General features: G+C 47.6%; 17 protein-coding genes and 1 pseudogene. 11 read left to right on the top strand and 7 right to left on the bottom strand.

Annotation, left to right across the window (positions count from 1 at the left end; genetic code table 11):
• Positions 1-40 precede the first annotated feature (40 nt).
• A complete protein-coding gene (locus tag MIC7113_RS19375; RefSeq protein WP_015183865.1) occupies positions 41-952 on the top strand; it encodes an alpha/beta fold hydrolase in 912 nt (303 codons plus the stop codon).
• A gap of 107 nt (positions 953-1059) precedes the next feature.
• Here the strand turns inward: MIC7113_RS19375 and MIC7113_RS19370 are convergent, their stop codons facing one another.
• Positions 1060-1584: a DUF4330 domain-containing protein gene (locus MIC7113_RS19370; protein WP_041781032.1), complete on the bottom strand. Its 525-nt coding sequence runs from the start codon at positions 1582-1584 to the stop codon at positions 1060-1062.
• 420 nt (positions 1585-2004) lie between these two features.
• On the opposite strand from MIC7113_RS19370, the gene MIC7113_RS19365 reads away from it, so the two are divergent.
• The gene (locus MIC7113_RS19365) at positions 2005-2853 is read left to right on the top strand and encodes a M48 family metallopeptidase (protein ID WP_015183863.1); all 849 of its coding nucleotides are present in this window, start codon (positions 2005-2007) and stop codon (positions 2851-2853) included.
• Positions 2854-3053: 200 nt separating this feature from the next.
• Here MIC7113_RS19365 and MIC7113_RS19360 read toward each other — a convergent pair whose 3' ends face one another.
• A complete protein-coding gene (locus tag MIC7113_RS19360; RefSeq protein WP_015183862.1) occupies positions 3054-3800 on the bottom strand; it encodes a metallophosphoesterase family protein in 747 nt (248 codons plus the stop codon).
• Here MIC7113_RS19360 and MIC7113_RS36645 point away from each other — a divergent pair.
• Positions 3792-3953 carry a hypothetical protein gene (locus tag MIC7113_RS36645; protein WP_155898051.1) on the top strand — a complete coding sequence of 54 codons (162 nt, stop codon included), beginning with the start codon at positions 3792-3794 and terminating at the stop codon, positions 3951-3953. The genes MIC7113_RS19360 and MIC7113_RS36645 overlap by 9 nt on opposite strands.
• Positions 3954-4200: 247 nt before the next feature.
• Positions 4201-4800: a tRNA-(ms[2]io[6]A)-hydroxylase gene (miaE, locus tag MIC7113_RS19355; RefSeq protein ID WP_015183861.1), complete on the top strand. Its 600-nt coding sequence runs from the start codon at positions 4201-4203 to the stop codon at positions 4798-4800.
• Positions 4801-5013: 213 nt separating this feature from the next.
• On the opposite strand, the gene MIC7113_RS19350 is transcribed toward miaE, so the two are convergent.
• Positions 5014-5208 (bottom strand): hypothetical protein, encoded by a 195-nt coding sequence (locus MIC7113_RS19350; protein WP_041780129.1) that lies wholly within the window; start codon positions 5206-5208, stop codon positions 5014-5016.
• Between the two features lie 395 nt (positions 5209-5603).
• On the opposite strand from MIC7113_RS19350, the gene MIC7113_RS19345 reads away from it, so the two are divergent.
• Complete coding sequence (locus MIC7113_RS19345) at positions 5604-6209, top strand: Uma2 family endonuclease (protein ID WP_015183859.1); 606 nt, start codon at positions 5604-5606, stop codon at positions 6207-6209.
• Between the two features lie 55 nt (positions 6210-6264).
• Here MIC7113_RS19345 and MIC7113_RS19340 read toward each other — a convergent pair whose 3' ends face one another.
• Positions 6265-6552, bottom strand: coding sequence for a helix-turn-helix transcriptional regulator (locus MIC7113_RS19340; RefSeq protein WP_015183858.1), 288 nt, complete (start codon positions 6550-6552; stop codon positions 6265-6267).
• 140 nt (positions 6553-6692) lie between these two features.
• Positions 6693-6893, bottom strand: coding sequence for a hypothetical protein (locus MIC7113_RS36640; protein WP_155898050.1), 201 nt, complete (start codon positions 6891-6893; stop codon positions 6693-6695).
• A 249-nt stretch (positions 6894-7142) separates the two neighbouring features.
• On the opposite strand from MIC7113_RS36640, the gene MIC7113_RS19335 reads away from it, so the two are divergent.
• Positions 7143-7616 carry a GNAT family N-acetyltransferase gene (locus tag MIC7113_RS19335; protein ID WP_041781031.1) on the top strand — a complete coding sequence of 158 codons (474 nt, stop codon included), beginning with the start codon at positions 7143-7145 and terminating at the stop codon, positions 7614-7616.
• On the opposite strand, the gene MIC7113_RS19330 is transcribed toward MIC7113_RS19335, so the two are convergent.
• Positions 7598-8290: an ABC transporter permease gene (locus MIC7113_RS19330; RefSeq protein ID WP_015183856.1), complete on the bottom strand. Its 693-nt coding sequence runs from the start codon at positions 8288-8290 to the stop codon at positions 7598-7600. The genes MIC7113_RS19335 and MIC7113_RS19330 overlap by 19 nt on opposite strands.
• A 318-nt stretch (positions 8291-8608) precedes the next feature.
• On the opposite strand from MIC7113_RS19330, the gene MIC7113_RS19325 reads away from it, so the two are divergent.
• Both MIC7113_RS19325 and MIC7113_RS36635 read left to right on the top strand, forming a co-directional pair.
• The gene (locus MIC7113_RS19325; RefSeq protein WP_015183855.1) at positions 8609-9280 is read left to right on the top strand and encodes a pentapeptide repeat-containing protein; all 672 of its coding nucleotides are present in this window, start codon (positions 8609-8611) and stop codon (positions 9278-9280) included.
• 167 nt (positions 9281-9447) lie between these two features.
• Positions 9448-10215, top strand: coding sequence for a hypothetical protein (locus MIC7113_RS36635; RefSeq protein ID WP_015183854.1), 768 nt, complete (start codon positions 9448-9450; stop codon positions 10213-10215).
• A gap of 70 nt (positions 10216-10285) precedes the next feature.
• Here MIC7113_RS36635 and MIC7113_RS36630 read toward each other — a convergent pair whose 3' ends face one another.
• Complete coding sequence (locus MIC7113_RS36630; RefSeq protein WP_155898049.1) at positions 10286-10432, bottom strand: hypothetical protein; 147 nt, start codon at positions 10430-10432, stop codon at positions 10286-10288.
• A gap of 446 nt (positions 10433-10878) precedes the next feature.
• Between MIC7113_RS36630 and MIC7113_RS33595 the strand changes: the two genes are divergently transcribed.
• From MIC7113_RS33595 to MIC7113_RS33590, 3 genes and pseudogenes are all read left to right on the top strand, one after another.
• Positions 10879-16164 (top strand): CHAT domain-containing protein, encoded by a 5286-nt coding sequence (locus tag MIC7113_RS33595; protein WP_015183853.1) that lies wholly within the window; start codon positions 10879-10881, stop codon positions 16162-16164.
• A gap of 355 nt (positions 16165-16519) precedes the next feature.
• Positions 16520-17971: an amino acid permease gene (locus tag MIC7113_RS19310; protein ID WP_015183852.1), complete on the top strand. Its 1452-nt coding sequence runs from the start codon at positions 16520-16522 to the stop codon at positions 17969-17971.
• Positions 17972-19089: 1118 nt separating this feature from the next.
• A pseudogene (locus MIC7113_RS33590) lies at positions 19090-22965 on the top strand (amino acid adenylation domain-containing protein); the annotation flags it as partial.
• Between the last annotated feature and the right edge of the window lie 19 nt (positions 22966-22984).

The raw sequence follows: 22984 nt of genomic DNA, 5'->3' as shown, positions 1-22984 counted from the left end.
CCAAAATCAGGGATGATGGCAGTAGTGATGAGGTTTGGGCATGATTGAGCCAAATGGTTTTAAGCAGCACTCCGTGGTGACCTCCCTGGGACGAATGGTGTATTACACCGCCGATGGGGAACCCTGGCAGGAACCCGAAGCCGCCGACCCCGATCGGCCATCCTTAGTGTTCTTGCATGGCTTTGGCGGTGGTTCATCTGCCTATGAATGGTCAAAGGTATACCCAGCCTTTGCGACTGAGTATAAAATTCTTGCACCCGATTTAATCGGTTGGGGTCGTTCAGCGCACCCTGAACGGAATTACAAAATAGATGACTACATTACTACAATCATAGAGTTCATTGAACAGACTTGTACAGCACCAACGCCTGTTGTCGCCTCTTCGTTGACAGCCGCGTTTACAATTCGAGCGGCGATTGCTCGTCCTGAGCTATTTAAATGCCTAATTCTCACGACACCCGCAGGATTATCAGATTTTGGGGAAAACTACACGCGCAGCTTTTTTGCTCAGTTGGTCAGCACCCCAATTCTTGACCGTATTATCTACAGCACAGGTGTTGCCAACAGCACTGGAATTCGCAGCTTCTTAGAAGGTCGGCAATTTGCCCAAAGTAACCGAGTTTACGAAGAAATCGTTAACGCCTATTTAGAATCAGCCCAGCAGCCGAATGCTGAATATGCTGCACTGGCCTTTGTGCGCGGAGATTTATGCTTTGACTTATCGCTATACATACCACAATTGACTACCCCCACTGCCATGATTTGGGGACAAAAATCCCAATTTACAGGACCAGAAATTGGTCAACGCCTTGCCTCACTCAATCCAAAAGCTATCCGCATTTTTCAAACTCTTGATGATGTTGGGTTGACACCTCAGTTAGAACTGCCTGCGGTAACCATTGGTTTAATTCGGCGATATTTAAAATCTCTTGATTCCACGGCTGGGGATTAGAAAAGAATAAAGGACGAAGTATGAAGTGGTCTACAGGCTAAGCCTATGGCAAATTGTTAACCCAGAAAACTAATACTTCATCCTTCATCTTCATTCTTTAGCTTTTTTTACTTCACTCTGACTTCAATGACGCTAGCTCTGAAGTTGTAATCCATGCCCTCCAACTCCACTGGCGTGCCAATTTTAATTTTGCTATTACCCAACACTGGCCCATCTTTGGTAATTTGTCCTTTACCGACCAAGGTCATCGTCAGATCAGTACTAAAAGAGTTAGACCTCGGATCGGGTAGCTCTTTGACAGAGCCATCTGGCTGTGGTACGGCTAACATTGATGGCAGTGTCTTTACAGACTTAATATCAACCTGACCGTAGGGTTGATTGCGAATGATGATATTAGTCGTCTTTTGCTCCGCAAATTGCTTGAGTAAGGCGTCGGGATCGCGAACAGAAAGACCCCGAACAATCAAATCCACTTCTACGGGTTTCGTTGCACCGCCAATTTGCGCTACAGATCCGGTGGTGCCGGGAAAGAAAAAGATACCCACAATCACTAATAAAATCACCAAGGCAGCACCCACGTCGAGAATGCTCACCTTACCAAATAAACGTCCTTTAGAATCCAAAATAGCCATGAAACGTCGTGCGTGTGTCTTTGCCAAGCGAACCATCAAAGAAGCATTCTCTAGCACAATTGATGAAAAGGCTAGCGAGATGCTCATGATCACAGTCCTGTGATAAGTTACCACGACTGTTACAAGAGATCAGCAGGATAGGGTCTGCCTTGCGGCATAAATTCTCGTCCTGTAGAGTATGGGTTCACCAGACTCGATGATGGCTTTGGGGAGAATAGACCTATCCAAAAATTAGGAGATAAGCGATGTCGCTACTCTAGGTTTTGAGGACAGAGTAAGGTCTCCTACGACTCAACAACTTTTTTTGGGATACGCCGCACAATCCGTGACGAGATCAGGCCAAAATGGCAACTAAACGCCCTCAAAGAACGTCTTGGTTTTCTAAGCTGATTAAATATAGCTGTGTTAGTCGTATCCGCCATGTTTAAGTTTTTGTCTTCACGCTCCTATCATTATCGACATCGCCTTTTATATGCCGTCGTATCCTTCGTCTTGTCGCTGAGTCTGGTCTTGGGTATCGCCCAAGCCTCGCAAGCGTCTTTGTTTGACCTGATTCTTAATGGGATTCAGGTCATCCAGCTATCCAATATTTCCAATAATCAGGAAGTTCAAATTGGTAGGCAGATTAATAGCCAGCTAGTCGGCAGCGAGATTAGGCTCTATCGTAATTCTGAAATTAATCGCTACGTCAATGACATTGGTCAGCGCTTGGCACAACAGAGCAAACGCCCTGATATCCCTTATACCTTTCAGGTGGTTAATGATAAGAGTATCAATGCCTTTGCCACAATGGGGGGATTTGTTTACGTCAATGCGGGTTTGATTGCCGCCGCAGATAATGAAGCTGAGTTGGCGAGTGTGATGTCCCATGAAATTGGTCATATTGTTGGGCGTCATTCCATTGGGCAAATGCGGCAGGCCGCGATCGCCAGAGGCGTGGCTTCAGCCGCTGGACTAGACCGCAATACGATGGTCAATATTGGAGTAGAACTAGCTTTGAAGCGTCCCAACAGCCGTAAGGACGAGTTTGAAGCCGATCAAATGGGATTAGATACTTTGACCAAAGCTGGCTATGCGCCCTCGGCGATGGTTTCCTTTATGGAAAAGCTGCTTAAAGCTGGAGGTTCTGTTCCTACTTTCTTGAGTAGTCACCCGGCAACCTCAGATCGCATTAAACAGTTAGAGCAAGCTATTGACTCGCAAAGGGCAAATGCAGGAGATGGCTTAAATACAACCGCTTATAAAAGTAAAATACGCGCTCTCTTATAGAACCCACCCTGCAAAACCCGTCTCTTCTAAGGGACGGGAATGTCCAAATCAATTTGGCTTTTGTTTGGGATTTTTTCAGTGCAGCCGTACTCACTAGTGCAGCGGGGCGGAAATAACCCACCAGTTCAAAAAGGTTAAAAAGCTTACTGTAAAAGCAATATCCCTTCTGCCTTCTGCCTCCTGACTTCTGCCTTCTTGCACTAGCGTACTGCTGAGCGGCGTGGGAGGATATTAGAAGGCTCGACCCGTGTCACCGCTTCCGCCAAGGGTAATTTACGCAGGCGGCGGCGAAACACGTTGGCTTGATACACTAGGGAATTGGTGAGGTCTACAGCCGTCATCCAGCCACTCTTGGGATGATAAGCACCCGTATCGATATCGAGCCAACCCCGTCCTTGGGCCAGTTTGCCAGGGAGTACTCCAGGCAGGGTAAAGGTGATGGTATGACCTGTGATAATGAGTTTATTAGGGAAGTAAGGCTGAGGCATACTGTGGAATTCATCACGAATCCAGCAGAATTGCTCCGAGGTTTGCTTCTCTAGGGGCATTCGGGGATGGACTCCGGCATGGACTAACCAGGTATCTCCTAAGTCCATATAAGTGGGCAGCGTCCGCATCCAATCGATATGATCTTGGCGTACACCTTCCTCGCCATAGCTGTTAACGGTACTATGACCGCCACTGTACAGCCATGCTTGCAGCGCAGGGCCATAGATTTCTCCATCACCCAAAATATCGAGTAACATTTGTTCGTGGTTACCCAACAAGCAAAAGTAGGGGCTTTCTTTCACAAACTCCACCACCTTAGCGCTGTGAGGCCCCCGGTCAATCAAATCACCGAGGAAATAAACTTGGTCGTCGCCAGTAGGGGCGATCGCATCCAATAAAGACATCAGGGCGTCATAGTGACCATGCACGTCACCGATAACAATACGACGATGGGTCATTTTTGCTTTTTTAATATCCAATTGCACCAATACCAGGCAGCACCCTTAGAAGTTAGCTTGCGTCAGTGTCGTCAGGAACACCAAGGCATACTTACTGTTCTCAGTATGCCCAAATTATTCCGCACGATTCTCAGCCAAAGTAATTATTTATGAGTTAAAACAGGAGCCAACAGCCGAAGTTCTGATTCTAAGAGAGAATCTGTAAGTTTTACGTCTTGCTTGGCATGAGACCCTGTATTCTAAAATGATGCATTTAAGGGCAGCAGATGTGTGCCTTTCATTGAAAGACCTTTAAGCTGTCAAGATAGTTCCTTAAGCTCAAGTGCCTTAAACTGAAGAGCATCCCTGACCATAGCCAGCCTTTATCCTGTTCTAAGTTGAGTTGATTTTCTGAAAAACCGTGTCTTCTTCCACACTGTCGGTTATTAACACCCTGAAGCAGCCTACTCGTTGGGAGTGGGTTGAGCAAGCACTCGCTCACCTAAACATAATTTTACTCGACCACTCTCATTGTGAGCGTAAGGCGGCGGGAGTTGCTCTAAATTTGATGTTTCGCTATCCATCCAACACGCAACTGGTGCGTCAGTTAACGGCGATCGCTCGTGAGGAATTGGAACACTTTGAGCTGGTTAATCAGTGGCTGGAAAGGCTTGGTATCCCTTTGGCTCCCCTTTCGGCACCTCCCTATGGTGGGGGATTAGCAGCTTTAGTTCGTCGGAATGAACCGGAACGATTGTTGGATTCGTTGCTGGTTTCAGGCTTGATTGAAGCTCGCTCTCACGAGCGGTTGGGATTATTGGCGACTCACTGCCCCGATCGCGAGTTAGCTGAATTTTACCGGAGTTTGATGGCATCTGAGGCGAGGCACTACGGAGTTTATTGGGTGCTCGCGGATACTTATTTTGAGCGGAATGTGGTTAAAGCGCGGTTGGAGGAGTTGGCGATTCAGGAGAGTGAGTTGTTGGCAACGCTGCATTCTGAGCCAAGAATTCATAGTTGAAACAGGGTAGAAATTGCCAAATTGGAATGAACCCCCCTAACCCCCCTTGTTAAGGGGGGAACAGGAGATTTGCTCCCTCCCCTTGATAAGGGGACCGGAGCTTTAGTGAGGGTTGGGGAGGGGTCAATCAGGGATTGTGTAATCAAGTCAATTACACAGCGAAGAAATGCGCGATCGCAGGTAATATATCTTGACAAGTTGGTTCTTCCGTACTTACTGTGCTAAAAGTTTAGGAAAATGCCAAAAAAGCAAAGCTCTTGCTTGAAAACGATGTAGATGACGACTTGTTTGACCACAACGGGGACAAACCGCTGTTTTTTTAGCCGATTTTACAAATAAAATTAATGTGTCTTCTGTTTGTTGATTATCTTCTACTATCACTCCAGGTAAATTTAGCAACTTGGTCATTAATCTATTCATAATACCCTAGATAAATGAGCAAAGCTTTAGTACTGCACCCTTTTGCTGCTCATGCGACGCTCGCGCTTTCAAGTCGGTCTTCTAGGAGTAATTACAATGCGATCGCACCCTGTTCCGTACAAAAGGCGAAGTACAAAAGGCGAAGGATAGATGGCGATTGGAAATCGCGTCTACACAAACCAAACCCGCCTGCGCGGGTTAAGAGATTTCATGAGTGCGCGTAGGCGCACTTTGTTTGTATAGCCGCAGGTTTCAACCTGTCGGCAACTAATGTGTGATAACGAGAGAAGCGATCTTCGTAGCATCCCGGAGGGTTATCCCTTCCTGAAAGCAAGCTGCCGTTTGCCTGCTAAGGTTGAAATAAATGAGGGTATTGCAGAACTATGGTTGCAAGTCCTGACTTTCCACGAATGACACCTCAAGACTATTTGACGTGGGAGGAAAAGCAGCCCATCCGCTACGAATACATTAATGGCAATGTGTTTGCCATGACTGGGGGGACGATTCCCCACAATCAAGTCGCTGTCAATTTAGCTGCCCTGCTCAAGTCTCACCTGCGAGGTAAGGGCTGTAAAGTACTGACCAGTGATGCTAAAGTTGGCATTTCTGACAAAGGGCCATTTCACTATCCCGATGTCTCCGTCACCTGTGATGAACGCGATCGCTTGGCTCGTCAATTTATTCGCTATCCTTGTTTAATTGTTGAGGTTCTTTCACCTAGTACAGAAGCCGTTGACCGTGGCGAAAAGTTTAGACACTATCGCCGCATTGAGACGCTGCGCGAGTATCTGCTAATCGACCCCGACCAGATGAGTGTTGAATGCTATCGACTCAACGAACGAGGAAATTGGGAATTATTTCACTTTTATGTAAACGATAGTGAATCGAATGCAGGAGATTGCGAAGTCCTGATAGCCAGTGTCGAATTCAAGTTTCCCCTTTCTCTGCTCTACGAAGATGTTGAGTTTGCCGAGAAGCAAGGTGATTAAATCGTCTGCGGGATCTGACTCATCCTCAATTAACCACAAGCGATCGCAAATCACCTCAACTATCTCCCTGTAAAGGCCATTCCTTTTGCAGTTCATCATCCCGCACGCCCTCAACGTCGATTTGCATCGCCTGAGCCAGAACTTTGAGCGAAACGCCTAACTCACGCGCTAAGGCAACTGCATTATCAAAACGCGGGAGTTTTCTACCACTTTCCCATTCTGCGATCGCTCGATAGCTCAGACCTAACTTACTCCCCAGTTCTCCTTGAGTTATCCCTCGACCTTCTCTGAGGGTTTTCAAGGTAATTTCTGCTGAATTGGTTTCTGAACGGTCTGAATTCATAGCACATCGATTTTCAACACTTTAGTGTTGACACAAAAGCAAATCAACACTAAAGTGTTGGTTGTAAGCAAAAAAGACTAGCCAGTTTCACCAACTTCTTAAGAGAGCAAGCTGACTGGTCTTTCCTAAAAGTGTCTCATTTAAGCAGTCGCATAGATATCTATCGGGACTCCTTCTGAGGTAGTGCCTGTGCTTTGGTGCGGGTTAGCAACTGCATTGTTCAAGGAGGTGATGCCTAGACGGAAATCATCTGAGATTTGTATTGGTTTCACTGGATTACGAGCATTGGCGATTGCCCACGTTTGCCCGTGCAAGGTAATCGCCTTTCCTCTAAATAGCATTTCCAAAAGGGTGTCATGAGTAAACAACGAATCCAATTAACAGAAGATAGTAGTCGTCCTTGGGCGATTGCATGTATTTTACCTGATGCTAAGCACTACACCGTCGCCCGCTTTTATAATCGTCAGGATGCAGAAGATCACAAGAGAGTTTTGCATCGGTTCATGCCAGCTTCAAAATTTGAAATCGTCTTTGATATGCCCATCAGTGACACAGACAACCCCAACCCGTATGCTGAAATACGACAGGAAATGTCCTACAAAAACTTTGTGATTCGTGCCTGGGAGCCTCGCGATCGCGAGAAAGCCGCCGCCATTATCAGGGATGCCCTTACCGAATATGGCTTGCCTTGGGAGCCTACTGGGGCTGATCGAGATGTTTTAGATGTAGAAGCCTTTTACACTGCTGTAGGGGGAGAGTTTTGGGTGGTGGAACAACAAGGGCAACTAGTAGGAACTGGTGCTTACTACCCGATCCAGCGAGGAAATCAGGCGGTAGAGATTCGCAAAATGTATCTATCTGCGTCTGTGCGGGGGCAAGGCTTGGGGAAATATTTGTTACAGCAGTTGGAAAAAGCGATCGCAGATCGAGGCTTCCAGGAAATTTGGATTGAAACAGCTAGTGTGCTTAAAGAAGGTGTCAAGTTATACGAAACTAGTGGTTATCAACCCGCAACGGGCGTGGAGACAAAGCGGTGCGATCGCGTCTATGTCAAATTGATATAGCGCTTCTCAGATGCATTTTGGACAATCAGCGACTTGGCTGTAGGTGGCTGTAGCGATCGTTGTAGAACACTCAAACTCACCTCTGCTATGAGTGCTAATAAAGCCACAGGAATTGCTCCAACCAGAAGAATGGCCTTGTCATAAAGGGCAAAGCCCAGCACAATAAAGCTACCTAACCCCCCAGCACCAATAAAAGCAGCAAGTGTTGCGCTAGCGATCACTTCTACGGTTGCCGTTTTGATGCCAGCGATCATTACAGGTAAGGCGAGAGGAATTTCTACTTGTTGTATCACTTGTCGGGGTGTCATTCCCATGCCTTTGGCGGCTTCTTGAACGGTGGGTTCGATACTGCGAAACGCAACATCTGTACTGATCAAAATGGGAGGCATGACCAAAAGCGTGAGTGCGATCGCGGCAGAAGTAAAGGTGAGTCCAAAATAGGGAATGGCAACAAATAAAATAGCCAAACTGGGAATTACCCGTAAAGCATTAAAGCTGTTAATTAATATCGTTGAGGCTGAGCGCGATCGCGAACTGAGAAACCCTAAGGGTAAACCCAGCCCTAAACCAATTGCCATTGGCATTCCCACTAGTAGTAAATGTTGAGATAGAGCAGCCATCAATTGATCTAGATTGATAGTTGCATAATCTATCGCTTTCATTAAAGTATTCATGGTTATTTATTGATTCTATCTATATACAGAGACGTTCTGGTGATTACTAAAAAGAAGTAAACTAACGATTGTAAATTTAAATTTTAAACCTGACTTTTAGGAAAGTTAGCAATTCTATATTAGAGTCAATGATTCTAATCCAGTTGAATTTCAACTAAAAAAAGCAATTCCCAGACGCGATCGCCCTTTATAATCCCAGCATCCAGCGACAGATGCGGGGAATTGGATGCTAACTCCTAGAGCAACAATAACGCCCATTTAGGTTTGGGACTGGATTTTGGAACAATTCAGTTAGAGTCAACTCCTCAAAACAAATATATGAATGCTATCGAGCTTTTGGAGCGTTATGCGGCAGGAGAAAGATCTTTTGATTTTCCTAATTTAGAAGGGATTAATCTGAGCGATACCGATCTCAGGGGTGCCGATTTCAGGGGTGCCGATTTGTTTGATGCCAACCTGGCTCGTGCTGATTTGAGTGATGCCAACTTGGGAGGTGCCATTCTGAGTCGAGCTGTCCTGAATCGAGCTGTCTTGAATCGAGCTGTTTTGAGCAGTGCGCTCCTCAGTAATGCCTTTCTGAATCGTGCCGTACTCTGTGGTGCTGTACTGCGGGGTGCGATTCTCAACGGTGCGATTCTCAACGGTGCCAACCTGAGCGGAGCTGACTTATATCATGCCAACCTGAGTGGGGCGCTTTTGGGGTATGCCGATCTGTATCATGCTTATCTAAATAGTGCCCTTTTAAGAGAAGCTGACTTATATCACGCTTATCTAAGAGAAGCTAACTTATTTGGTGCCAACTTGAGGAGTGCTAACCTAAGTGGAGCTGATTTGACAGGAGCCAACTTGATGGCGACCAATTTGAGAAGTGCTAACTTGTTCGGTGCCAACCTGAGTGATGCCAATTTAGGGGGAGCCAACATGAGGTGTGCGCTGATTTGTCAAACCATTATGCCAGATGGAGAAGTATCGAATCGAGATTGTGTGTAGAGGGTGCTATTCGTTCTTAATTGTGTTGAAGTCGAATATAGGCAACTTGGATGCAAACATCTCTAAAGTGTTACTAACCTACTTACCCTTTGCAATATCTGAACTACCATAGACAGACCTTTCGGCTGATGAGCTTTATTCTTTTGAGATAGGTAACACGGTCAGCTATGAAACGCAGATCTCTTCCTGAGAGTGAACTCTTGAGCAGCTTCTTAGGCTATGCCACAGCAGGCTTCTTTTTCGTCAATACCCCGTTGTGGGCTATAGCTTTTGCTGTGGCTTTTGTGTTAGCTGAAGCCATTGGTTCTTGGGCAAAACTCATGCCTTTTGTATGGGTTGAGGCTTGGGTTGGGATTGTGCCTATGGCTTGGGTTGGGCTTGTGGTTGTGGCTAAGGCTGGAACAGGGCTGGCTGGGGCTGTGGCTGGGGCTGGCATGGCTGGGGCTGTGGCTTGGTTCGTTCTTTGGGCGATATCTCGACATGTGGCTTTTACTTTGCCGCGTGGACGCTTGGGAAGTGCCATCACGATAGCTGTTTTTTCTGGAACTGGGGCTATAACGTGGTTTGTGTTTGGCTCAGTGGCTGGACGTGTTGCGTTGGCGATGAGCGCGGGCAAGTTTTTTATTGTGGTTGTGGTGATTGCTTGGGCTTGGGCTTGGGCTTGGGCTTGGTTTGTGTTTGAGGCGTTGGCTGGAGTTGTCGTTGGGGGCGTGGTATGGGTAGCTGTTGGGGTGGGGTTTGCCTTTCTGGCTGGAGGTGCTCTTTGGACTTGGGCTGTGGCTGGCGCTATTGCTGGGTTTATTGTAGGGGCTGTCTCTAAGGCGAGGAAGGAATTAATTAAGTCTTTTAGTAAGTCCCATACTTTTATGATTATGGCGGGAACCTGTTTGTCAGGGTTAAGTTTGGGGCGATGGCTCAGTGAACTGTTTTTTTAACGGAATCGCGGAAGTCCCCAACTTCAAAGCAAGCGGGATATATCGAGGCAACGCCGAGTGCCCGCAATGATTAAGTTGGGGATGGACAGCGGAAATCGGGACGCAGCCGCACCATCAGGTCAAATGCTGCCACTTCGACGGGTTGCAATCCGCCGAAATGACGGATTCCCAATACCCAGGCTGTGACAGTAATCGAAGCAAGTATTATTCCTCTCATATCATGAAGGGTTCAAAATAGGGACTCATCATAAAAACTAGTGCAAGAAGGCCGTTCGCGTAGCGTTCTCCGTAGGAGTAGAGATCAGGCAGGAGGCAAGAGGGAAGAACGTTTGTACAGTAAGCTTTTTAACCTTTTTGGACGAGTGGGGTATTTTCGCCGCGCTGCACTAGGGTCAGAAAGATTTTCATTCATTCTGGATGTGCAAACCTTTTATAGCCTGCATTCGACCGAAGAAGCTTCTCAACGAAAACATGAAAATATCAATCTCTCTCTACCGATAGAAGAGCAAAGATTCAGCTTAGAGCAAACTTGGGTATCATCAATCAGACTTATTTTGTCAATCTCTTAAAAGAAAGAATTGTATAAGAAACGCAAGTATTATAAAGGGGGCTGAAGGCTTAATGTCGCTAGTTCTCTAAAATTTGGGTGCAGCGATTTAAACGATGAAAAAAGTTCTCGTAACACTTGCCGTATTCGGCTGGACTGCTGCTGTCTCTGAAAAGACCCTGCACGCCCAAGGGATTGTGTCCGCAGGCGATGGGACTGGCACCATTATCACTCCTGACGAGAATCAATTGAATATCCAGGGCGGTTCCCTTTCTCAAGATGGGAGCAATCTTTTCCACAGTTTTGAGCAATTTGGACTCCAAGAAGGTCAGATTGCTAATTTTCTCTCACAACCTTCTATTCAGAATATTCTGGGGCGGGTTGTCGGAGGTAACCCTTCTATCATTAATGGTCTAATTCAAGTCACGGGAGGAAATTCTAACTTATATTTGCTCAACCCAGCCGGGATTGTTTTTGGTGTTCAGGCAAGTTTGAATGTACCCTCTGACTTCATCGCGACTACAGCTACGGGTATTGGATTTAGTGAGAAGAATTGGTTTAACGCTGTGGGCGGGAATGATTACCCCAGCTTAATCGGTACTCCCAGTCAGTTTGCCTTTGACTCTGTTCAACCTGGAAGCGTGATCAATGCAGGAAATCTCACGGTTTCCCCTAGACAGCATTTAACCTTACTGGGTGGCACCGTAATCAATACCGGGCAACTAACGGCACCATCTGGAACGATTACACTTGCCGCTGTCCCCGGTGAAAATCGGGTTCGGATTAGCCAAACTGGACATTTGCTGAGTTTGGAGATTGAAGCACCTAGAAATCAGGCTGGGCAGTTACTCTCAATTACACCTCTCAATTTACCCACTCTACTCACGGGAGTACCAGCAAGCCTAGAGACAGGACTGAGTGTTTCCCCAACAGGCGCAGTACAGCTAAGCCATTCTGGGACAACTATTCCAACAGACTTGGGCAGTGCGATCGCGTCTGGTACCCTCAATACTTCATCCCCTGTAACCCAAGGGAGTTCACCATCAGGAGTGGGTGGTTCGATCAATGTTTTCGGTAACAAAGTTGGTGTGATCAGTGCCAACCTCAACGCCTCTGGCACTCATGGAGGTGGCACCGTGAGAGTTGGCGGTGATTTCCAAGGGTTAGGCACTGTACCCAATGCCTCTCGCACCTTCATCAGTGCTGATTCCAGCATCCAGGCTGATGCCTTACTTCACGGCAATGGCGGTCGTGTGATCGCCTGGGCAGACCAATTAACCGGTTTTGCCGGTCAGGTGACAGCCCGTGGCGGTGCCCATTCCGGGAATGGGGGCTTTGTCGAAATTTCGGGTAAGCAAGATTTGGCATTTCAGGGACAGGTGGATGTGGGTGCAACTCAAGGGGTAAGTGGCACAATTCTGTTCGACCCAACCAATATCACCATTGTCCCTACCGGTGCCAACGATAACCAACTCAACGCCAATGTTCCGAATGCCAACGACCCTGCTGGGGCAATATTCGCGGATGATGGGGGGGCGGTGGACTTCACCCTCTCCGCTGGTGTCCTTGCCGCTCAGACGGGCAATATTATTCTAGAGGCAACGAATAACATTACTATCGCCCCTGGTTTGTCACTCAACTTTGCCAGTCCGGGTGGGACAATTACGTTGAAGGCCGATGCTGATAACAATCAAGTTGGGTCTTTTTCGATGGATCAAACCCAATCCATCACAGCAGCGGGGAGAAATATCACGATTTCCGGCGCGAGTGTTACCGCTGGAACCATCGCCACTTTCACCAATGATGGGGTGGGCAACCCTGCGGGTAATATCAACATCACTGCCACCAATGGCGATGTCAATGCCGTAAGTCTCAGGGCTGACTCTGAACCGCCAACGGGTAGCTCTGGCAATGGTGGTAATATTACGGTCAACGCCTCTGGGCTGATTAACATCACGGGGACGATTGAAGCTGACTCGCAGACATCAAGGAACTCTACGGCTTCTCCCGGTAATGGCGGGAACGTGATTTTGAATGCGGGTAAGGGCATTGCGGCTGATGTGATCGATACTCGCTCTCAAACCAATGGTTTTGGCTTAAGGACGGGTAATGCGGGGAATATCAGTCTGACAACTACAGAGGGCGACATTACCACCAATCTGCTGTTCCTGCCCGCACTGGTGGATAATTTGAATGGAATTGGGGATGCGGGTAATGCTGGGAATCTGACGATCAATGCTCCTCAGGGCAATATTCGTGTCAATACGCCTTTCGAGGGAATTGTCAGCCAAGCACTGGGGGGTGCAATTTCGGGCAACGCGGGTAATGCCGGAGCGATCGCCCTGAATGCAGGTGGTGATATTAGCATTAGTGGTGCTGTTGGGATTAACGCAAGTTCTCAAGCGAATCAGGGCAGCAGCGGCAACGGTGCTAATGTAACCCTAAATGCGGGTAGTGGCAATATTAGCTTCAGTGGCAGCACCATCAATACTTCCAGCCGTAGCCAAAGCGGTGGCAGTATCAACTTGACGGGCAATGTCACCCTCAATCAGCCCACGGTTACCCTGAATTCAACCGGGCCAGCATCTAACGGCAACATCACTTTCAATGGCTCACTGGATGGGACGACAACTGGGGCGCAAAACTTAATTGTAAATTCCGGCAATGGCACCATTACTTTTAATGGGATTGGTCAGCGTGTACCCCTAGGCAACTTAACCCTGAATAGCACTGGGCTGATTCAGCTAGCTGGCGACTATACCTTTCTCAATGGCTACAGATTCAACAATCCCGTCACCCTGATTGGCAACACTACGATTAATACTCCTAGATGGCTGGTATTTAACAGCATTCTAGCCGCCGGGATAAATAATCTTACCTTGAATGCCAACGGCATTGACTTTCTCCAAGCGGTGTCGGGAACGGGCAATTTAATACTTCAGCCATTTACTCCCGATCGCGCGATCGTACTGGGAGGGAGTGTCGATACTAGCTTGACTACGTTGGATTTAATCGCTCGTGATCTCGCCGCCTTACAGCCTGGGTTTAACAGTATCACCATCGGCAGTGCATCGGGGAGTGGTGCGATTATCTTAGCTGGGAATACGACATTTAATGCCCCAGTGATCTTGCGATCGCCCGTTGGCAACGGTTCAATCAACACCAGCGGGTTTACCTTAACGGGAACGAACAACGCCACAATTAGCCTGTTCGCTAACCAAGGCATTACCACGGGCGATATCATCAATCCGGGTCGAGCCATTACCCTAACCAGTTTCTTGGGCAATATTAATACGAGTGCGGGGACACTGAACTCCAGCTCTTCTACCACTCAAGGTGGGAATATTACCCTGAAAAGTGATAACGGAGCCATTACCACCGGAAACCTCAACGCATCGGGACTGACCGATGGTGGCAACATCACGCTGAACGCCCAGACTCAAATTACAGCGGGTCAAATCAATACTAGTGGGGCATTTGGACAAGGTGGCAATGTCCTCTTTGTCCCTTCCGGTGCTGTTCAAGTGAGTTCAATTAATGCCCAGGGAGGTACCCAGGGGGGTAGTGTGGATATCACCACCGACAGTCTATTCAGAGCCACCAGTACCTTTAAGGCTGCCAATGGGGAATTGGTTAGTATTTCTACCCTAGGCGGGAATCGTGGCGGTGATATCACCATTCGACATGGAGGCGGGGGAATTATTCCCTTTGATGTGGGGAATGCCACCGTGAACGGTACAGCGGGAACACTGACGAGTGGCGAGTTCACCATTGCGCCGCTTGCCTCCTTTCCCTTCACCTATACGCAAGGCAATATTCGGATTATTAGTGTTAACCCACCCGCTATTTTGCCGACTCCACCCGCTATTTTGCCGACTCCACCTGCTGTTTTACCAACTCCACCTGCTGTTTTACCGAATCCACCTGCTGTTTTACCGACTCCCGTTCCCACGGTATCGACTCCATTCCTCACTCCTGTTCAACCACCCTCCACTCCTCCTACTTCTAAACAAACCATCAATCCGATTGGGCAGCTTCTAGTACAAGCAGAGCTAGAGAAACTTCCACTGCTGCCCGATAATGACTTAGGGGCTTTGCCGATTGATCAATCCTTGAGCGACGAGTTTGCCCAAGGGCTGGGATTGGGTAAGACTCGTCCCGTTACTCTCTCCCAAGCGCGTAACCTACTACGCCAAGTTGAGAGTGCCACGGGTATTAAACCCGCGCTGATCTATGCGGTGTTTGTTCCCTCGACGATTACCCCAGTCCCCACTACAGAGCGAGAAAACAGAAGCGCTGGGGTAGAAGAAATTCAGTCCCATTTGTTACGTTCCCTGACGCCTGACGCTAACGTTAGCGCTGCCTCTTGGCAGCAAGAGCGCTTGGAACTGATTCTGATCACGGCTCAAGGAAATCCCATTCGCCGCTCCGTGAATGCAACGAGAGCTGAAGTTGCCCAAATGGCGCAGGAATTTCGCAGCCAAGTGAGCGATCGCACTAACCGTTCAGGCTTCCTTGTTCCGGCTCAACAGATGTATCGATGGCTAACAGCTCCTCTTGAAAAAGATTTACAACAGCGGAACATCAAGAATCTGGTTTACATCATGGACACCGGATTACGCAGCATCCCTTTAGCAGCGCTTCACGATGGTCAAAATTTTATCATCGAACGATATAGCGTCGGCTTAATGCCCAGTCTTTCGCTCACCGATACTCGCTATGTCAGTGTGAAGAATACCTCGGTTCTAGCTATGGGGGCTTCACAATTTGTGGGGCAAAGCCCCTTACCCGCTGTACCTGTGGAATTATCGACGATTGTCGGCAAGTTATGGTCGGGAAAATCTTACCTCAATGACTCTTTTACTCTGGAAAATCTTAAAGCGGCTCGTCAGGAAGCCTCCTATGGCATTATCCATTTAGCCACCCATGCTGAGTTTAAAATCAGTCATCCCAGAAAGTCCTATATTCAATTTTGGAATAGCCAACTGCACCTCGATCAATTACGACAACTTGTATTGAAGAAACCGCCTGTAGAACTATTAGTTTTAAGTGCATGTCGCACGGCTTTAGGGGATGAACAGATAGAACTGGGATTTGCGGGGTTAGCCGTGCAAGCTGGGGTGAAGTCGGTTTTGGGGAGTTTGTGGTATGTCAGTGACCAAGGAACATTGGGCTTAATGGCTGAATTTTACGACCAATTGAAACAGGCTCCAATTAAAGCCGAAGCCCTACGGCGAACTCAATTAGCGATGCTCAAAGGAGAGGTACGATTGCAGGAAGGAAACCTGATCATAAGCACGGGTCGTTTCCCCTTACCGCCAACTCTAGCTTCTCTAGGAAATAGCGAATTGTCCCATCCTTACTACTGGAGTGCTTTCACGATGATTGGTAATCCTTGGTAATCACTAATACCGCTTAGAAAAACTGCAAAATTGACTCAAGTTGCTCAAGCGTTTCAAGAGACTGAGAGTTTTATCCTGTTTTCAGTGTCACAGTCATGAAAAAGTCAATGTAGCGGTTCTCAGTGCCTAGAACTCCCCTCTGGCACCAGACTCCCCATGACTCATCCGTCCACCCTGACATCCAGTTTGGCGTCACAGCTAAAGTCAGCTTTCCCTTGGCTGAATCGAGGTTGTGTCCTGTGTTAATGGGTTTAAGTTTTCAGCCGCATCTTTAGTTCATGGCGAGGTGCTGTAACGTTGCTAGCCGTGAGTGCCCTTGGGTTAAGGAGTAAAAAGTTGAGAGGAAGGAATGTCTATGCAAAAGCCTGAAGGGATGATGTCTTACAGAAGTGTAAATGAGAGTTATCTCCGGCGGCGGCAACTCAGAGGAAGTGCTAGCCCCTTCCTGTTATGGGGTTTAGGGGTTGGCGCTGTCATCTCCGGTGATTTCTATGGTTGGAACTATGGTTTAGCGGCAGGTGGATTCTGGGGATTAGCGATTGCTACCTTCTTAATGGCGATCATGTATCTGTGCATGGTCTTCTCTCTCGCGGAACTTTCCACCGCACTCCCCCATTCCGGGGGTTTGTACTCGTTCACTCGCAACGCCTTTGGACCTTTTTGGGGCTTTATTTGCGGTGTAGTGGTCACTCTTGAGTATGTACTGGCGACGGCTGCACTGGTCTACAGTATGAGCAACTACATCAAGCCCTTGATTCCTTTTGTACCCAGTTTTATGGTGTGGTTGATCGCCTATTCCATTTTCATGGCGGTCACCATCCACAGCCTGGAACTGACGTTGAATGTGAGTCTTTTCCTGACGCTGTTAGCGATCATGGTGTTATTCACGTTCTATTTGAGTATGCTGGGGGCTGGTGTTTTCAACTCAGAACTCCTGTTCAACATTCCGGCCAATCCCGGACAATCAGCTACTTGGTTACCGAAAGGCTGGCAGGGGGTTTTTGCTGCCTTGCCTTATGCCATCTGGTTTTACCTGGCGATTGAAATGCTGCCACTGGCTAGCGAAGAAACCGATAATGTGCGTAGAAATATGCCTACTGCACTGATATCTGGGATGTTTACCCTGATTGTTCTTTCTGTTTGTACCCTGGTGCTGAACTCTGGTATCGGGGGTGGCGCGGAGGTGATTGGTAAATCAGATATACCCCTAGGAGATGGGTTGGAGGCTTACTTTGGCAAGGGATCTACTAGTAGTATTGTTACAGCGCTTTCTCTCACTCTTGGCTTAGCGGCTAGCTTGCCGACACAAATTTACGCCTACGGACGCATCCTCTTCTCCCTTTCCCGTGCCGGATATATACCAGACTCGCTGTCGGTTACGGGTCGAGAGTTTACTCCCAAAAGGGCATTAATTCTCGGTACAGTTGTCGGTTTAATCTTTGTCATCTTGATTGACAGAGGTAACAAGTCAGTCGATGCGGTGCTGTTGAATACGGCTGTGTTTGGAGCCTTGATTTCCTATGTCCTCGTCATGCTTAGCTATATTAAGCTCAAGGGCAGTCGGCCTGATTTACCCAGACCGTACAAAAGCCCATTGGGAACTGTGGGGGCGGGTGTTGGAGCAAGCCTCGCTCTTTTTGCTTTGGTGGCTTGTAGCTTTGTGCCTGACTACCAACCCGGTCTTTTGGGTCTTGCGATCGCTCTGGTCGGGGCGACTGTTTACTACTTTTTATATAGCAAAAATCGATTAGTCGCTCAGGCCCCGGAAGAAGCGAGTGCGTTGATGGGTGCAAAGGTTCTAGAGTGATATCGCATCGTTGGCATCGGAATATTAGGTTTTTTAACGCAGAGGTTGCAGAGGGTCACGCAGAGGGTCGCAGAGTTTTTGGACTCCCATCTCGGTTAATTGTGATGCAAACGCTAAGGATATGACGGGTCTCTCCACCCTGCCCATCAGTTGGGTGGGGATTCCCATTTCTGGAGTGAGTCACGAGGGTTACTATCTGTCGGTTAAAACTTTCTTGTTGTCACAGTGTTTATAGAGTTTGGTGTGAGAAACAGCCTCAGTGAGATTCCTGTACTACAGTCTAATACCTATTTGGATGCAAAGATTTTTAATTTTGAATACCTCACCATTCGGTCAATTCAAGGCTTCAAATGGGATTAAAAAAATCAAAAGGTATTACAGCTTATATTGTGATTCGTATTACATATTGATACTCTATTTATCATGAGTCACACCCCGCTAGATGGGTCATTTCTGCCACGGCTGTGTATTAAAAGATGGACACTCTTTGAAGCCAGTTTGACCTATCTATCATTCCCAATCCGCTACATATCAAGAATCAGAATAAACTCTGTTGAAAGAATAATCAACTTGGAAATGGATGACAATCATAGGGGATAATTAAACTCTGAAAGAAAAATAATTCATAGAAACTTGACCGGGCAATGATCTTTTTAAATATTTGGCAAATCATCGAACATTGACATTGACATCGACGAACTAATTAAGCTATCAATGACAGTTAGTGATTGTTTCTCTGAGCATAGAAAAAAACGGTTAGCGTTAGTATTTGCGTAGAAATGTGCCTATTACGTTAGCCGAACAGAACGTAATTCAATAGCAGCAAAGTTTAGTAGGAGTATCAATAGTTCATGTACTCAAGCCTCATTTTTTGAGGTTCTAGATATGTGCGCCTATTGATTTTTTCCTCGTTCTAAATATTCTCTGAACAGAGTTAAATCAGATAATAAAACCAGAGAGATTAATTGGCATCATAATTTCTTTGTTCCAATCAATACCTCTATCTAAAGAGGAATCTTTCTGGGATTGTCGAGCGAATAAAGTAGTACGAGATGGTCAAGTTCGTATTGCTAATCACGAATTAATTGGAGTTAGTGCTTATGACTCAGGCAGAGCATCTATTACCGAAAAATCAGGTTCAATTGCAGCAATTACTTCAGGAATGGAATAACACACAAGTTGACTATCCCACCCATCAATGTATTCATCATTTGCTTGAGTCTCAGGTAGCGCGGAACCCGGAGAAAATTGCAGTTATTTTTGCAGACCAAGAGCTCACTTACCAGGAACTGAATCGCCGTGCCAATCAGTTAGCCCACTACTTGCAAACACTGGAAGTGGGACCGGAAGTATTAGTGGGAATTGCCATGGAGCGATCGCTAGAAATGGTGATTGGACTTCTGGGCATTCTCAAAGCCGGTGGTAGCTATGTACCCCTCGATCCAGGCTACCCTCCGGATCGATTGGCATTGATGATCGAAGATTCCCAACTTCCCGTACTGTTGACTGATAGCCTCGCCTTAGCTGATAACCTGCGTGAGCAGAGCATAGCGATCGCCCGAACTGCATACGATCAAATCCCAGAACAATCCCTTCCTCCCATCAAGGTAGTGTGCCTGGAAACCGAGTGGCAGAACATCGCTCAACACAGTGAAGAAAACCCCGATAGTGGGGTCACCCCAGACCACTTGGCTTATACCATCTACACATCCGGCTCTACTGGTAAGCCCAAAGGGGTGCAGGTTCTCCATCGTGGGGTGGTAAATTTTCTCGCATCCATGAGCCAAGCGCCTGGATTGAGCGATCAAGATATCTTACTTGCTGTTACCACAATCTCCTTCGATATTGCGGCGCTAGAACTCTACTTACCCCTAGCTGTCGGTGCTCAGATTGTTTTGGTAACCAGACAAGTCGCCTCAGATGCCGTCCAGTTGATTGAAGCACTGGCTCAATCCGATGCCACTGTGATCCAAGCCACCCCCGCTACTTGGCGAATGCTAATTTCAGCCGGTTGGCAGGGTTCTTCTACACTCAAAATTCTCTGTGGTGGGGAAGCCATGTCTCGCGACTTGGCAGATCAACTCCGTTCGAGGAGTGGCTCGGTTTGGAATATGTACGGTCCGACGGAAACGACCATTTGGTCTGCGGTTCATCAAGTCGAGCCTGGAAACAACCCAATTCCGATTGGTCGTCCGATCGCCAATACCCAAATTTATATCGTAGACCTGGATGTAAACGGAAAGGATGACCCCCTTAAACTCGTCCCCATAGGAGAACCGGGAGAATTACTAATTGGTGGAGTTGGTTTGGCACGGGGTTACCTCAACCGACCGGAACTGACGGATGAGAAATTTATACCTGACCCCTTTAGCCAGGAACCGGGAGCTCGTCTCTACCGCACTGGTGATTTAGCACGTTACTTACCCGACGGCACCCTGGAATGTCTAGGTCGGATTGACCATCAGGTGAAGATTCGGGGCTTCCGCATTGAGTTGGGAGAGATTGAGTCGGTATTGAGGCAACACGCCGCCGTACAAGAAAGCGTAGTGATTGCACGAGAAGACAAGCCAGGAGACAAGCGTCTGGTTGCCTATCTCGTAGCTGACCTCAGCTTAGAGCGAGTACCGTTTCAGAGTCATTGTCGGGTGGAGTGGGACAATCACTCGGATGTAATACTTACCACCGTCGATCTCTCCGCCAGTGGCATCTGTGTGGTGAATGTGCCAGCCGACTGGATAGAAGGACAGCGCCTGCTTCTCCACTTACCATTGCCTGGAGTTCAAGGCGAACTCACCCTGGAAGGAACCCTCGCTTGGCGGCAGAAGGTGCTTGCCGGAATTCTATTTAAGACGACACCGAGTGAAGAAGCGATTCTGCGCCAAAGCATTAAGCAGATCATCCAAACCGATGGATTTGAGGTGAGCGATTTGCGCCGTGTCGAGTCTCGCGTACCCCTACAAACCACTTGTTTTGTGGAATTGGAGTCGGGTGACACCCTAGAGTTAATCACCCAAAATATTGGTCGTGGGGGTATCCGCTTGGTTGCCCCTATCCCCGAAATCTGGCAAGCAGGGCAACGTCTCCACTTACAGTTACAACTGCCCGGAGTTCCAAACGAGCTTTGCTTAAACGGAAGAGTGGTTTGGCATGATGGAGAGGATGCGGGGATTGAGTTTGAGAGCATACCAACTCAACAGGCTCAAATTCATCAAGGCATGGAATATATCATCGAAACCCAGGGATTATCCGTTTCCCACTTGCGCTCTTTCCTGAAAGAGAAACTCCCTGAGTATATGGTGCCCTCTGCCTTCGTGATGCTGGATGCCCTGCCCTTAACCCCCAACTGTAAGGTGGATCGCAAGGCACTACCGGCACCAAACCAAACGCGGTCTTTGTTGGAAGAAGCCTTTGTTGCTCCTCAATCCCCAGTAGAAGCTCAATTAGTCCAAATGTGGACAAAGGTTTTGGGGCTGGAGCAAGTGGGTATTCATGATAACTTCTTTGAACTGGGGGGACATTCTCTACTTACTGCTCAGTTACTGTCTCAGATCAAAGAAACGTTCCAAGTCGAGTTACCTTTAGCAACGTTGTTTGAATCTCCCACAGTTGCTGCACTGGCGGAGGCGATTCTCTTACAACAACACTGTGCGAGTGACACCACATCAGCTCCCGAATGTGCCTCGACACGGGGGACTACGCCAGTTGCACAGATGCAGGCGGATGCCATCTTGGAACCGTCTATTATCCCAGAAGTTCCCTTTGTTGACTCTGGAATTGAGCCTCAACGGATTTTCTTAACCGGCGCAACGGGTTTTCTGGGTGCGTTTTTATTGCACGAACTGCTGCAACAAACCTCAGCCACCATTTATTGTTTAGTTCGTTCCGCCAACCTTGAAGACGCCAAGCAGAAGCTCAAAAGAAATCTGAAACGCTATTTACTTGCCGATGACAAGCTAGAAAATCGGGTTGTGCCAGTGGTTGGGGATTTATCTCAACCCCGCTTGGGCATCGGTGAGCAGCAGTTTGGCGAGTTAGCGGCTGAGATTGACCTGATTTATCACAATGGGGCGTTCGTTAATTTAATCTATCCCTACTCTGCCTTGCGAGCGGCAAATGTGCTGGGTACGAAGGAAATTCTGAAGTTAGCCAGCCAAATCAAAGTCAAACCCGTTCATTTCATCTCGACCTTGGATGTCTTCCAATCTCCTGAGTATGGTGAGATGGAGGCTATCTTTGAAGACGATGACCTCGCCTACGGTGAAAGTCTCGCTGATGGATATGCCCAGAGCAAATGGGTGGGTGAAAAGTTAATGAAGGCGGCTCATGCCAGAGGCATTCCGACTTGTATCTACAGACCCGGTATGATTACTGGAGATAGCAAAACGGGCGCTTCTCAAACCAATGACCTCGTCTGCCGACTGATCAAAGGTTTGGCTCAACTGGGCAGTGCGCCGGATTTAGACTTAAATATGAGTCTGACTCCTGTAGATTATGTCAGCCAAGCGATTGTCCATTTATCGCTACAGTCTGCCTCTTTGGGGCAAGCCTTTCATTTGGTAAGTCCTCATGCCTTGCCCTTACGGGAGATGGTGGATGAAATCCAGGCAATCGGCTACCCTATGGAGTGGACAAATTATCCCCAGTGGCAAGCCCAATTGCTTCAGGCGGCAAGTTCTCAATCGGATAATGCTCTAAGTCCCTTGTTGTTTTTGTTTACCGAATGGAAAACCGGAAGTCAAGAAAGTTATCTAGAGACAGCGGCTTTGGTTTTTCAGGGATTTGATGCTCAAAATACCTTGGCTGGATTGGTGGGAACGTCTATCACCTGTCCGCGCATTGATTCCAGATTGCTGGGTGCCTACTTCTCTTACTTAGGACTGAAGGATGTACGCAACGATTACAGCGACAGCGAAGACGAAGAGTCTACTCAACTGCTGATTCGTCAACGTGAATCTGTGCTAAACAATGATTACTTTGTGAAGCGCTACCGCTAAACGCACCGAACTCTAATGA

Source organism: Allocoleopsis franciscana PCC 7113, assembly GCF_000317515.1.
GTDB lineage: Bacteria > Cyanobacteriota > Cyanobacteriia > Cyanobacteriales > Coleofasciculaceae > Allocoleopsis > Allocoleopsis franciscana.
This window is presented reverse-complemented; position numbering and strand designations above follow the sequence as displayed.

Coding starts and splice junctions, on each gene's coding strand:
- MIC7113_RS19375 (WP_015183865.1), top strand. CDS start 41: ATGATTGAGCCAAATGGTTTTAAGCAGCACTCCGTGGTGACCTCCCTG.
- MIC7113_RS19370 (WP_041781032.1), bottom strand. CDS start 1,584: ATGGCTATTTTGGATTCTAAAGGACGTTTATTTGGTAAGGTGAGCATT.
- MIC7113_RS19365 (WP_015183863.1), top strand. CDS start 2,005: ATGTTTAAGTTTTTGTCTTCACGCTCCTATCATTATCGACATCGCCTT.
- MIC7113_RS36645 (WP_155898051.1), top strand. CDS start 3,792: ATGGGTCATTTTTGCTTTTTTAATATCCAATTGCACCAATACCAGGCA.
- MIC7113_RS19360 (WP_015183862.1), bottom strand. CDS start 3,800: ATGACCCATCGTCGTATTGTTATCGGTGACGTGCATGGTCACTATGAC.
- MIC7113_RS19350 (WP_041780129.1), bottom strand. CDS start 5,208: ATGACCAAGTTGCTAAATTTACCTGGAGTGATAGTAGAAGATAATCAA.
- MIC7113_RS19345 (WP_015183859.1), top strand. CDS start 5,604: ATGGTTGCAAGTCCTGACTTTCCACGAATGACACCTCAAGACTATTTG.
- MIC7113_RS19340 (WP_015183858.1), bottom strand. CDS start 6,552: ATGAATTCAGACCGTTCAGAAACCAATTCAGCAGAAATTACCTTGAAA.
- MIC7113_RS36640 (WP_155898050.1), bottom strand. CDS start 6,893: ATGCTATTTAGAGGAAAGGCGATTACCTTGCACGGGCAAACGTGGGCA.
- MIC7113_RS19335 (WP_041781031.1), top strand. CDS start 7,143: ATGTCCTACAAAAACTTTGTGATTCGTGCCTGGGAGCCTCGCGATCGC.
- MIC7113_RS19330 (WP_015183856.1), bottom strand. CDS start 8,290: ATGAATACTTTAATGAAAGCGATAGATTATGCAACTATCAATCTAGAT.
- MIC7113_RS19325 (WP_015183855.1), top strand. CDS start 8,609: ATGAATGCTATCGAGCTTTTGGAGCGTTATGCGGCAGGAGAAAGATCT.
- MIC7113_RS36635 (WP_015183854.1), top strand. CDS start 9,448: ATGAAACGCAGATCTCTTCCTGAGAGTGAACTCTTGAGCAGCTTCTTA.
- MIC7113_RS36630 (WP_155898049.1), bottom strand. CDS start 10,432: ATGAGAGGAATAATACTTGCTTCGATTACTGTCACAGCCTGGGTATTG.
- MIC7113_RS33595 (WP_015183853.1), top strand. CDS start 10,879: ATGAAAAAAGTTCTCGTAACACTTGCCGTATTCGGCTGGACTGCTGCT.
- MIC7113_RS19310 (WP_015183852.1), top strand. CDS start 16,520: ATGCAAAAGCCTGAAGGGATGATGTCTTACAGAAGTGTAAATGAGAGT.